Below are 12,205 nucleotides of genomic sequence, written 5' to 3'. Positions count from 1 at the left end.
ACATGTGGAGCTGACTGATACTAATAGATCGAGGACTTAACCAACGCTTTAAAAAATGAAATACCTTCTTATTATCTAGTTTTGAAGGAACAACGTTCCTGATATGTTTGGTGGCGATAGCGAAGAGGTCACACCCGTTCCCATTCCGAACACGGCAGTTAAGCTCTTCAGCGCCGATGGTAGTTGGGGGTCTCCCCCTGTGAGAGTAGGACGCCGCCAAGCCATTAGAAAAAAGATCAGCCACCTCGGCTGGTCTTTTTTCGTTAATCGACGATTCATCGTTTATGGAAACTTTTATATAGAGACATACACGTATTGAAAATCTCCATCATACATTGTTAAAAGCAGCCCCGGTTCTCTTAAACTATTTAAAATTGAAGTATGTGAACGATGGTTTTTGGGGAGAATGCAGGTATGGAGGTGGAGATGTTGGGGACAACAAAAACCAAAACGACGGCAGGGGAAACGTGCGTGGTGTGTGAACAAATAAAAGGAATGGGGATACACGTATATACGACTTTCATTTGTGAGGAATGCGAAAGGGATATGATCGGTACCGATACAAATGATCCGAGGTATAAATATTACTTAAAGCAATTAAGAAAAATCACCAATCCTGAAATATTTTCATGAGAGGCTAGGTATGGAAAGTTGAAGAGTTAGAGAATGAAGAAATGGACTGTCTCTTCATTCTCTGACTCTTTTTATAGTACTTTAGCAGAATGCTTGATGACTTGACCTGGCCGCAGGTAAGGGCCAGTGATTTCCCGTTTAATCGCCAGAGGAGATAAATTTGAACTTATTTGATAAAATGAAAAAATAATATGATTTGAGGGAAGATAATAAATGAATCAATCACAGACACCATTGTTCGATGCAATGAGTGCTTTTTATAAAAATGAACCAATTTCCCTCCATGTCCCCGGACATAAAAATGGACGGGTATTTAGTGAAAAGGGACAAGCGTTATATAGCCCCGTGCTCGGGATCGATGCTACGGAGCTAAACGGTTTAGATGACCTGCATGCTCCTGAGGGCGCCATTTTAGAGGCCGAGCAGCTGCTTGCCGATTTATATGGAGTGAAGAAGAGTCATTTTCTGGTCAACGGGTCTACCGTGGGTAACATGGCAATGATCCTTGCGGCATGCCGCGAAGGAGATAAGGTGCTTGTCCAAAGGAACTGTCATAAGTCGATTTTACATGGCCTGATGCTAGCCAATGTTCAGCCGATTTTTCTGCGGCCGGTTTTTTATGAAGAGTGGGGGGTCGCTGGAGGCATAGCACCAGAATTGATTGCAGAAGCTTTGCGTGTCCACCCGGATGCCAAGGCAATCGTTTTAACTTATCCGAATTATTATGGTCTAGGCGAGGATATGGGCGAAATGGTAAAGCTTGCCCATCAAAGGGGGATACCGGTGCTTGTGGATGAGGCCCATGGCGCTCACTTTCAGTTAGGAGATCCGTTTCCCGATACGGCTCTTAAGGCCGGCGCAGATGCCGTCGTTCATTCTGCACATAAAACATTGCCGGCCATGACCATGGGGTCATATCTGCACCTCCATTCAGCTTACATTGATGCCGATCAAGTATCCTTCTATTTGCAGATGCTCCAGTCGAGCAGCCCATCCTACCCCATCATGGGGTCGCTTGATTTATCCAGGGCCTACCTCGCCTCTTTCACCCCAGATGATAAAAAAGAGCTGAATAGAAAAATTGGGGAGTTCAGGGGGGGATTGGACGCCCTGCCATCAATTAAAGTGATGGAGGCGCCAAAGGGGACTTTTTGCGACCCATTGAAAGTGGTCATCCAATCAAAAAATGGTTTAAGCGGTTTTGAATTGCAGCGGTTATGTGAAGCAAAAGGAATTTTTGCCGAATTGGCTGATCCTAATAATTTGCTGCTGATTTTACCTTTATTGAAGATGGGTGCCGAATTTCCTTTTCATGAAATCATTGAAAATATAAACAACGCGACCATAGGCAGAACGGGCAAGAGCATGCCCATTCAAATGGATAGTCGGCATGCTGGAAAGTCAATGACAGGTCTTGAAATGCCATACTCGCTCATGAAACAAAGAAAACCGAAATCGGTTGAGTTCAGGAAGTCCATAGGGAAAGTGTCGGCTGAGATGGTCATTCCGTACCCTCCGGGGATCCCTTTAATTATGTCCGGGGAAATGATCACTGCCGAGCATGTATCGAGCTTGAAGGGACTGCTGTCGCTAGGAGCGAGGTTCCATGGCGGTTCCTCTCTGGCAAATGGTGAATTATTCGTTTATGAAAGCGGACAATCAGGTTAAAATGATATACTACAAACAAAGAACCTTGGAGGTACATCGATGAAGCGTGGCATTTTTATAACAATGGAAGGGCCCGAGGGTGCTGGGAAAACGACGATTACCCACATGCTTGGCAAGGCCCTGCAAGAAGAAGGCTATCAAGTCCTGTTAACGCGCGAGCCAGGCGGGGTTCCCATTGCGGAGCAAATCAGGGAAGTCATTCTCAATAAAGAAAATACAGCTATGGATCCTCGAACAGAGGCTTTATTATATGCAGCGGCAAGACGCCAGCATTTAGTGGAGGTGGTCATGCCGGAGCTGGATCGAGGCGGCATCGTCCTCTGTGACCGATTTATCGATAGCTCTCTGGCCTATCAGGGGCATGCAAGGGGCTTGGATATAGAAGAGGTTTACAGTATCAATAAATTCGCAATCGGAGGCATGATGCCCGACGCCACGTTCTTTTTCGATATTGACCCAGGAGAGGGATTGAGGCGCATTCAATCCAATGGGGAGCGCGAAGTGAATAGGCTTGACCTTGAAGCGTTGGATTTTCATAAGAAGGTTTGCGAAGGCTACCAGCTCATCATGAATAGATGGCAAGATCGCTTCATCATCGTGGATGCAGGACGGACAATCGAAGAAGTTTTTGAAGAAACGAAAGCCGGCTTATTAAACCTCCTGAAAGAGTCGGGAAGGTAATCATATTCGTTTTCAGATTATTCAACGGAATACTATTCCAGTCAATGACTAGTTGCTATAATAGAGGTAGAAAAAATTCAGAGTAACCGGAGGGTGATAAGAATGAAAATGATCATTGCTGTCGTTCAAGACAAAGATAGCCATCGGCTGCTGAATGAATTAGTGGAAAATAATTTCGGAACGACCAAGCTTGCCAGCACTGGCGGGTTTTTAAAATCGGGCAATACGACTTTCATGATCGGCACGGAGGATGAACGGGTTGATCAGGCCATTCAGATCATCAAGCAGAACTGCCAGTCACGCTCCCAATTAGTATCACCGGTTTCACCGATGGGCGGCAACGCCGAGTCCTATGTACCTTACCCAGTGGAGATACAGGTAGGCGGTGCGACCATATTCATTTTGCCTGTTGAAAACTTTTTACAGTTTTAATGGGTAGATGCATGGAGGTTCATAATGAAAATCAACCATGAAATCCCTATTAAGCTGGATAAGACACGCCAAGATGCCAAACAGTTTCAGTCTGCAAATGGAAGGTTTCAGCAAATGGTCCAGACACAGGATCAAAAGATGCAAATCCAAACCTTGAACCGTTTGATAGGTGATATTGAAGGGGCGGGGCAGCGTTTAGTCCGGTCACGTACCTTTAGGGAATTGGCAAAATATAAGGCGTTGGTTAAACGGTTTGTAAAAGAAGCGGTTGAATATGGATTGGAGCTGAAGCAATCCACTAGTTGGAACCAATATGGTCAAAGCCGGCCATTGAAAACCGTGGAAACGATAGATGCAAGATTAGTTGAGCTAAGTGAGGAAATTCTCAATAAAGAGAAAGGCTCGCTTGAAATATTGGAAATGATAGGTGAAATTAAAGGTCTTCTGATTAATCTATATACTTAAGTGAGTTGATGGTTTTGGATAAAACATGGCAGGATATGAGCCGAATTCAGCCGCAGGTGATGACCATGCTGCAGAATAGCATAATGAAGGACAGAGTGGCGCATGCGTATTTATTTGAAGGGGAAAAAGGCACGGGTAAACAGGATATAAGCAATACATTTGCCAAAAGCTTACTTTGTGAAGCCCCCACAGCAGGTTACGAGCCATGCGAAACTTGCCGGAATTGCAAACGGATTTCAAGCGGCAATCATCCAGACGTCCATTTAATAGAAAAAGATGGCCTCTCCATCAAGAAGGAACAAATCAAGGGGCTTCAAGAGGAATTCTCGAAAAAGAGCGTCGAGGCAGATCGCAAGGTTTATATGATTGCCGATGCGGACAAAATGTCGGTGAGTGCCGCCAATAGTCTATTGAAATTCTTGGAGGAGCCCTCGGCCGACACCGTTGCGATATTGATGACCGAACAGATTCAAAGAATTTTGCCGACGATATTATCAAGATGCCAAGTGATTTCGTTCAAGCCATTATCCCCGGAGAATGTGAAACGGAAGCTGATGGAACAGGATTTGGAGCCACAGCTCGCCTCGGTTATTGCACATATAACACAGAATGTGGAAGCGGGAATCGAGCTTAGCCGTGATGAATGGTTTGTACAAGCTCAAAAAATAGTGGTAAAATTGTATGAAGTGCTAAAACTTAATTCCTTGAAGGCATTGTTGTACCTTCAAACGGATTGGTTCACACACTTTAAAGAAAGAGAACAGGTTGACAGAGGTCTTGATTTGTTACTTCTTATATATAAGGATTTATTATACATTCAGTTGGATAAAAAGCACCTTGTTGTATTTCAAAATAAACTGAAGGAATTTGAAACTCACGCTCTTCATCTTTCCTCAAGACGCCTTGCCGAGCATATGGCGTGTATCTTGGAAGCAAAAAGAAAGCTGATGTCCAACACGAATCCACAGCTGTTGATGGAACAGCTTGTGCTGAATTTGCAGGAGGGATCATGATTTGTATGATGTTGTAGGTGTCCGTTTTAAAAAAGCGGGCAAAATATACTACTTTGATCCGGGTGAATTCGCTATTCCTAAGGACGATTTTGTAATAGTGGAGACTGTCCGCGGCGTTGAATTCGGTAAAGTTGTTACAGCCCGTAAGCAAGTAGATGAAAACGATGTTGTCCTGCCATTGAAAAAAGTACTTCGGGTAGCTGACGCGAAAGATAAGCTGATTGTCGATGAGAACAAGGCTGCTGCAGAAGAGGCTTACTCAATATGTTGTCAGAAGGTCATTGAGCATAAGCTGGATATGAAGCTAGTCGATGTCTCCTATACATTCGATAGAAATAAAGTCGTGTTTTATTTTACAGCGGATGGCCGCGTGGATTTCCGTGATTTAGTCAAAGATTTAGCTGCCATATTCAGAACTCGGATAGAGCTACGCCAAATTGGGGTTAGGGATGAAGCAAAGATGCTTGGCGGCATCGGGCCTTGTGGCAGGATGCTTTGCTGCTCCACATTTCTTGGGGATTTTGAACCAGTTTCGATCAAAATGGCGAAGGATCAAAATTTATCATTAAACCCTACAAAAATCTCAGGATTATGCGGTCGGTTGATGTGCTGTCTGAAATATGAAAATGACGAGTATGAAAGTGCGAAGGAAATGCTTCCTGATTTAGGTGAAATGATTAATACGCCTGGTGGCAAAGGCAAGGTAGTGGGGCTTAATATTCTAGAACGCGTACTTCAGATTGAACTAATCGAGCAGGAAAGAGTATTAGAGTATACTCTAGATGAGATTCTAAAAGAGGGAGCCGTTTCTATTCAAGCCACAGATTATTAAGGTGGTGGGAGAGCGTGGATAAGAAAGCTATTTTTGAGTCGGTGACCAATATGGAAACCCAGATAGGCCAATTGTATAAACAGCTTGGGGAATTGAAGCAGAACCTGGCTGAAATCCTTGAGGAAAACCAGTCGCTCAAGCTGGAAAACGAGCACTTGCGTCATCGGTTAGGCCTTGCGGAAGTCGAAACTGCGCCTGCTGCGGTAAAGATGAAGCAAAAAGTGAAAAATCGCACCGCTAGTACGGACAAGGTTATGGATATCGGGGAAGGCTATGATAATTTAGCCCGTATCTATCAAGAGGGCTTCCATATTTGTAATCTGCATTTTGGCAGTTTACGAAAAGAAGGAGATTGCCTGTTCTGTTTATCGTTTTTAAACAAGAAGTGATAATGGAATAATATATAAAAGAATGCTCCATCTCTTTTAAAGTGATAGATAGACCGTTTACAATATATAGTGATTCGGGGTCTGACGCATACTATGGGTCAGGCCCCTTTTTGTACGAGATGAAAGTCGAAGCATGGATCCTGGACATGCTTTTTCCATACATAATTAGGAGGGTAACAGCAATGGTGGAACTTAAAGGCGATGAGCGCCTCGATTATCTATTGGCTGAGAATTTAAGGATCATCCAGAGCCCATCGGTGTTCTCATTTTCATTGGATGCCGTTTTATTATCCAGGTTCGTGAATGTCCCGATCCAAAAAGGGAAAATTGTCGACCTTTGTTCGGGGAATGGCGTCGTGCCCTTATTGCTGAGCACAAGGACGAAAGCGGCAATTACAGGCGTCGAGATTCAAGAGCGGTTATATGACATGGCCCAGCGAAGCATGGACCATAACGGCTTATCCTCCCGGATCGAGATGATTCATGGGGACATCAAGGAAATGCCGGAACAGATCGGTTATAGCAAATATGACGTGGTTACTTGCAATCCCCCGTATTTTCCGACGCCATCGATTGAGGAAATCAATAAAAATGAACATTTTGCCATTGCCCGGCATGAAATCATGTGTAATCTTGAAGACGTCATGCGCGTTTCCAGTCAATTGCTGCGTCAAGGGGGCAAAGCCGCTTTTGTTCATCGGCCGGGGCGCTTGATGGATATCCTGCATTTCATGAGGAAGTACAGGATCGAACCGAAACGGCTTCAATTCGTTTATCCCAAAAGCTCAAAGGAAGCCAATACGATTCTTATTGAGGGGATAAAGGATGGGAACCCTGATTTGAAGATTCTGCCTCCGCTCGTTGTATATAATGACGAAAATGAGTATAATCCGGAAATCAGAAGGATTTTATATGGAGAAGAATGAACATTATTTTTATGTCGTAAAGTGCAGGGACGGCAGCTATTATGCGGGTTATACAAATGACTTGGAGCGAAGGATCGCTGCCCATAATCAAGGCAAGGGGGCAAAGTATACACGAGGACGCACCCCGGTTGAACTGATTCATCATGAATTATTCGAAACACAGACATTGGCCATGCAGGCCGAATATAAATTCAAGCAATTGTCAAGAAAGCAAAAACAAATGTGGATGGCGAAGGGAGATATATGATATGTGGCAGCAAAAGAGTTTTGAAAAAGAAGGATTGGAGCCAGCCCTGTATCTGGTCCCTACACCGATAGGGAACCTTGAGGATATGAGTTTCCGGGCTTTAAGGATCTTAAAGGAAGCGAATGTCATTGCTGCCGAGGACACAAGGAATACGAAGAAATTATGCAATTACTTCGAAATTACGACACCTATCGTCAGCTACCATGAACATAATAAGGAATATAGCGGGAAGCAGATGCTAGAGAGGCTGCGGTCAGGAGAGGTCATCGCTTTGGTAAGTGATGCCGGTTTACCTACGATTTCTGATCCCGGATACGAACTGGTCAAGGATGCAATAGCCGAGCGGTTTAAAGTCATCCCGCTCCCGGGTGCAAACGCTGCATTAACGGCATTGATTGCATCAGGGCTCACGCCGCAGCCCTTTTACTTTTATGGATTTTTACAGCGCGGAGCCAAAGAAAAGAAGCGGGAGCTGGAAAAGTTAAAAAAGATGGAATCGACTTGGATCATATATGAATCACCGCACCGCTTAAAAGAAACTTTGAAGCATATGCAGGAAGTACTCGGTGACCGTCGGATTGTATTGTGTCGTGAATTAACCAAGAAATTCGAAGAATTCATTCGGGGGACGATAAGTGAAGCGCTGACTTGGGCGACGGAGTCCGAAATCCGCGGTGAGTTCTGTTTAATAATCGAAGGCGGGCAATTTCCGGACGAAGAGGCTTCCGAAGCCTGGTGGGCGGAACTTGATTTAGTCGGGCATGTCAATCACTATATAGAAGCCGAGCAGTACACTTCAAAGGACGCCATCAAGCAAGTCGCAAAGGATCGCGATATCCAAAAACGAGATGTATATCAAGCGTATCACATTGATGGCGAGGATAAATGAGCAAAAAAAAACTTCCGGGGTCCGGAAGTTTTTTTGTTAGGCAATTATTTAGAAGTCGTGAAATTTTGTTGAATTTCTTGGATAAGCAATTCAGCGCCTTCACGGCTAAGGATCAATTTACCGTTTGCAAGTGTAAGGTTGTTATCGGAAACTTCACCTGTAACTTGGCAAGTCATGTTTGGTTTGTATTTTTTCAAGATGATGCGCTCGTCATCAACGTAGATTTCAAGAGCATCTTTCTCAGCGATTCCCAATGTACGACGAAGCTCGATTGGAATAACGACCCGGCCTAATTCATCAACTTTACGAACAATACCTGTAGATTTCATTTTAGAATTTCTCCTCTCAGATTACAATCTAGTACCCTATTTCTATTTTTTTCGCCATTATTCGACAAATTTTTTTATAAACTTATAATACCAGCCATTCCCATATTCGTCAATGATTTATTTTCATTTTTTTGTAAGAAAAGAGCATGACTGCATTTCCAGGGTTCAAAAATGGTTTTAATGAGCAAAAACTGGATATGTCCTCATCATTTAGATGTTCATCAGCTACAAAAAATTACGCATGTCACCACAATTCGACAAAAGACTTCTTTATTATATGATTAAATGCATTTTAGTTTCAAAGCATAAGTTCTCAGTTAAGGATAATTTCCAGAGAAAGCTTTCAAATATGTGATATGTTGCACAAAAAAAGATTTTTAGGTATATTTTGTGGAGGTAAGAGGTAATGCTGACAAAAAGGAAGTTACCCCCTTAACATTATTTTTAAAGACACCGATTCAAACGATTATAATTCCACCATCATGAGGATTTGATTTGTGATTATTGTCGCGCAGAATCGCATATAGCGTTAAAATAGAGATAATTACTTTTAATATAGTCTGATGGCTTTGGCAAGTCGCATCGCCAGTTTTCCAAAAGATGAGGAGGGAACCAAGTGAAAGATAAACTAAAAACATTTTATATCACGACACCCATATATTACCCGAGCGGTAATTTACATATAGGGCACGCGTACACGACAGTGGCAGGTGATGCCATGGCCCGTTATAAAAGGATGCGGGGCTTTGATGTGATGTATCTGACAGGGACTGATGAACACGGCCAAAAAATCCAGCGTAAAGCAGCTGAAGAAGGAATCACCCCGCAGCAATACGTGGATAACATCGTAACGGGGATTAAAGAGCTATGGGAAAAGCTTGATATTTCATATGATGATTTCATTCGGACGACGGAGGATCGCCATAAAGCGGTTGTAGCCAAAATCTTCAAAAGGCTCCTTGACCAGGGCGATATCTACTTGGACCAATATGAAGGCTGGTATTGTACACCTTGTGAATCCTTCTTCACGGAACGTCAGGTAGAGGAGAGCAATGGGAACTGTCCGGACTGCGGCAGACCTGTCGAAAAAGTGAAAGAAGAATCATACTTCTTTAAGATGAGTAAATATGCAGATCGATTATTGAAGTTCTACGAGGAAAACCCTGATTTCATCCAACCGGAATCGCGTAAGAACGAAATGATCAATAATTTCATTAAACCAGGCTTGGAAGATCTGGCCGTTTCGCGCACTACCTTCGATTGGGGCATCAAGGTGCCAGGAGATCCAAAGCACGTCATTTATGTATGGATCGATGCCTTGACCAATTATATAACGGCCTTAGGATATGGAACGGACAAGGATTCTAAATACTTGAATTATTGGCCTGCTGATGTACATCTGGTCGGAAAGGAAATCGTTCGTTTCCATACCATTTATTGGCCAATCATGCTGATGGCCCTTGATGTACCGCTTCCTAAGAAAGTCTTTGCCCATGGCTGGCTGCTCATGAAAGATGGGAAGATGTCCAAATCAAAAGGGAATGTGGTCGATCCCGTTACCTTGATTGATCGTTACGGCCTGGATTCCTTACGCTATTACCTATTGCGTGAAGTTCCCTTTGGTTCTGACGGTGTGTTCACTCCTGAGGGGTTTGTGGAACGAATCAACTTCGACCTGGCTAATGATCTAGGCAATTTGTTAAACCGAACGGTGGCAATGGTCAACAAGTATTTTGATGGTGTGATCCCGAGCTATCAAGGATCGAATCGTGAATTTGAAAAAGCCTTGCTTGAAATGAATCATGATACGGTTGGCAAGTATGAGGAAGCGATGGAGAAAATGGAGTTTTCAGTTGCGCTAACGTCCATTTGGCAGCTTGTGAGCAGGACGAACAAATTCATTGATGAAACACAGCCATGGTCGCTTGCCAAAGATGAAGCAAGAAAAGAAGAGCTTGCCAGTGTTATGGTTCATTTAGCGGAATCCTTACGTAGGACGGCTATCCTTTTGAAGCCTTTCTTGACGCAGACGCCGGAAAAAATCTTTGCCCAGCTTAGCATCCAGGATGAAGTGTTAACTTCATGGGATAGCTTAGCGGAGTTCGGCCAAATCCCTGCGGACACGAAAGTGTTGAAGGGCGACCCGATCTTCCCTCGTTTGGACATGGAAGAGGAAGTTTCATATATTAAAGAGCAAATGCAAGGCGGTGCCGAGAAAGCGCCTGAAAAAGCGCCTGAAAAAGCGGAAGAGCCCATTCCGGAGGTTGATGAAATCACGATAGATGACTTTACGAAAGTGGAGCTTCGTGTGGCCCAGGTCATCGAAGTAGAACCGGTGAAGAAGGCGGATAAGCTTCTGAAGCTGCAGCTTGATTTAGGCTATGAGAAGCGCCAAGTCGTATCTGGCATTGCCCAGCACTATAAACCTGAAGATTTAGTAGGTAAAAAAGTGATATGCGTAACGAATTTAAAGCCTGTTAAGCTTCGTGGCGAGCTCTCTCAAGGAATGATTTTGGCTGGCAGTCAGGAAGGCAAGCTCTCGGTCGCGACAATAGATTCATCGATTCCAAATGGTTCAAAGGTGAAATAAACCCTCAAAAAACATAAAGGTGTTTCATATGAAACATTTTTATGTTTTTTTCTTTATGGTTTTGGAAAAAGTAAATAGGCCTGCATGTACCCGTTGTAATCTTTTTGTTATCTAATTGTGAAACATAATACATTCATTCTTAAATAAAATAGTGCTAGAAAGGAAGAGTAAAAATGTTATTTGATACACACGTTCATGTAAATGCGGAACAATTCAACGAGGATCTCGAAGAAGTCATTGAAAGAGCCAAGGAAGCTGGAGTGAATCATATGGTCGTGGTTGGCTTTGACAGGCCAACCATCAAAAGGGCGATGGAATTGGTGGAAGCTTACGATTTCATGTATGCCGCAGTCGGATGGCACCCTGTGGATGCCATAGATATGACCGAAGACGACTTACAATGGATCGAGGAGCTATCCAGTCATCCAAAGGTAGTGGCAATTGGAGAAATGGGGCTTGATTACCATTGGGATAAATCGCCTAAGGATGTACAAAAAGAGGTATTCAGGAAGCAAATCCGGTTGGCGAAAAAAGTGGGGCTGCCCATCATCATTCATAATCGCGAAGCGACGGCGGATATCGTGAACATCTTGAAGGAAGAAGAGGCCTCCAGTGTGGGCGGCATCATGCATTGCTTTAGCGGGAGCGCTGAAACGGCGTTGGAATGCATAGAGATGAATTTCTATATTTCGTTGGGCGGCCCCGTGACCTTTAAAAATGCCAAAAAACCAAAAGAGGTAGCAGCTGCCGTGCCTTTGGACCGTTTGTTGGTTGAAACGGATTGTCCCTATCTGGCACCTCACCCTTTTAGGGGAAAACGTAATGAACCCTCTTATGTGAAGCTGGTCGCCGAGCAGATTGCGGAAATCAAACAGCTAACGATAGAGGAAGTTTCCAAGGCAACGACGGAAAATGCCAAGAAATTATTCGGCATTAACTGACAGTATTTTTGACAATTTCCATCGGGGTTCGCTAGCGAAAATCGCGATTTTCGAGATTTCAACAAATCTCACTCCCACAATGGGCTTATTATGTCGAGAAGTCGCCCTTTCCTTTTGATTCCGGACTATGCATAATAGGTAGTAATTTCCTGAATGAGAAGTGAATGGGT

The 12,205-nt window shown here is 43.7% G+C and carries 14 protein-coding genes and 1 rRNA gene; 14 read left to right on the top strand and 1 reads right to left on the bottom strand.

Going from position 1 to position 12,205, the window contains the following annotated elements; all coding sequences use genetic code 11:
- Positions 1-106 precede the first annotated feature (106 nt).
- The 12 genes from rrf (at position 107) to rsmI (ending at position 8,175) form a co-directional block, all read left to right on the top strand.
- Positions 107-222 (top strand): 5S ribosomal RNA (gene rrf / locus AS888_RS21075).
- Positions 223-414: 192 nt separating this feature from the next.
- Entirely contained in the window at positions 415-633 is a 219-nt protein-coding gene (locus AS888_RS21070; protein ID WP_081092550.1) for a sigma factor G inhibitor Gin, read from the top strand.
- A 213-nt stretch (positions 634-846) separates the two neighbouring features.
- Positions 847-2,301, top strand: a complete 1,455-nt coding sequence (locus tag AS888_RS21065) for an aminotransferase class I/II-fold pyridoxal phosphate-dependent enzyme (protein WP_061144051.1) — start codon at positions 847-849, stop codon at positions 2,299-2,301.
- 39 nt (positions 2,302-2,340) lie between these two features.
- Positions 2,341-2,982: a dTMP kinase gene (tmk, locus tag AS888_RS21060; protein WP_061144050.1), complete on the top strand. Its 642-nt coding sequence runs from the start codon at positions 2,341-2,343 to the stop codon at positions 2,980-2,982.
- Positions 2,983-3,084: 102 nt separating this feature from the next.
- Positions 3,085-3,414 carry a cyclic-di-AMP receptor gene (locus AS888_RS21055; RefSeq protein ID WP_061144049.1) on the top strand — a complete coding sequence of 110 codons (330 nt, stop codon included), beginning with the start codon at positions 3,085-3,087 and terminating at the stop codon, positions 3,412-3,414.
- A 24-nt stretch (positions 3,415-3,438) separates the two neighbouring features.
- Positions 3,439-3,879, top strand: a complete 441-nt coding sequence (locus AS888_RS21050) for a YaaR family protein (RefSeq protein ID WP_061144048.1) — start codon at positions 3,439-3,441, stop codon at positions 3,877-3,879.
- A gap of 14 nt (positions 3,880-3,893) precedes the next feature.
- Entirely contained in the window at positions 3,894-4,892 is a 999-nt protein-coding gene (gene holB, locus AS888_RS21045) for a DNA polymerase III subunit delta' (protein WP_061144056.1), read from the top strand.
- A 1-nt stretch (position 4,893) separates the two neighbouring features.
- On the top strand, positions 4,894-5,724 hold the full coding sequence (gene ricT, locus AS888_RS21040) for a competence/sporulation regulator complex protein RicT (RefSeq protein ID WP_061144047.1): 831 nt from the start codon (positions 4,894-4,896) through the stop codon (positions 5,722-5,724).
- Positions 5,725-5,738: 14 nt separating this feature from the next.
- Positions 5,739-6,113, top strand: coding sequence for a DNA replication initiation control protein YabA (yabA, locus tag AS888_RS21035; RefSeq protein ID WP_061144046.1), 375 nt, complete (start codon positions 5,739-5,741; stop codon positions 6,111-6,113).
- A gap of 182 nt (positions 6,114-6,295) precedes the next feature.
- Positions 6,296-7,039, top strand: a complete 744-nt coding sequence (locus AS888_RS21030) for a tRNA1(Val) (adenine(37)-N6)-methyltransferase (RefSeq protein WP_061144045.1) — start codon at positions 6,296-6,298, stop codon at positions 7,037-7,039.
- The gene (locus AS888_RS21025; protein WP_061144044.1) at positions 7,026-7,286 is read left to right on the top strand and encodes a GIY-YIG nuclease family protein; all 261 of its coding nucleotides are present in this window, start codon (positions 7,026-7,028) and stop codon (positions 7,284-7,286) included. Before AS888_RS21030 ends, AS888_RS21025 begins: the two co-directional genes overlap by 14 nt.
- Before the next feature lies 1 nt (position 7,287).
- Entirely contained in the window at positions 7,288-8,175 is an 888-nt protein-coding gene (gene rsmI / locus AS888_RS21020; protein ID WP_061144043.1) for a 16S rRNA (cytidine(1402)-2'-O)-methyltransferase, read from the top strand.
- A 44-nt stretch (positions 8,176-8,219) separates the two neighbouring features.
- On the opposite strand, the gene AS888_RS21015 is transcribed toward rsmI, so the two are convergent.
- On the bottom strand, positions 8,220-8,504 hold the full coding sequence (locus AS888_RS21015) for an AbrB/MazE/SpoVT family DNA-binding domain-containing protein (protein ID WP_057915383.1): 285 nt from the start codon (positions 8,502-8,504) through the stop codon (positions 8,220-8,222).
- Between the two features lie 616 nt (positions 8,505-9,120).
- Here AS888_RS21015 and metG point away from each other — a divergent pair.
- A complete protein-coding gene (gene metG / locus AS888_RS21010; RefSeq protein ID WP_061144042.1) occupies positions 9,121-11,094 on the top strand; it encodes a methionine--tRNA ligase in 1,974 nt (657 codons plus the stop codon).
- A 173-nt stretch (positions 11,095-11,267) separates the two neighbouring features.
- Positions 11,268-12,035: a TatD family hydrolase gene (locus AS888_RS21005; RefSeq protein WP_061144041.1), complete on the top strand. Its 768-nt coding sequence runs from the start codon at positions 11,268-11,270 to the stop codon at positions 12,033-12,035.
- Positions 12,036-12,205 lie beyond the last annotated feature (170 nt).

This window comes from Peribacillus simplex (assembly GCF_001542915.1).
In the GTDB taxonomy this organism is placed as follows: Bacteria; Bacillota; Bacilli; order Bacillales; family DSM-1321; genus Peribacillus; species Peribacillus simplex_B.
This window is presented reverse-complemented; position numbering and strand designations above follow the sequence as displayed.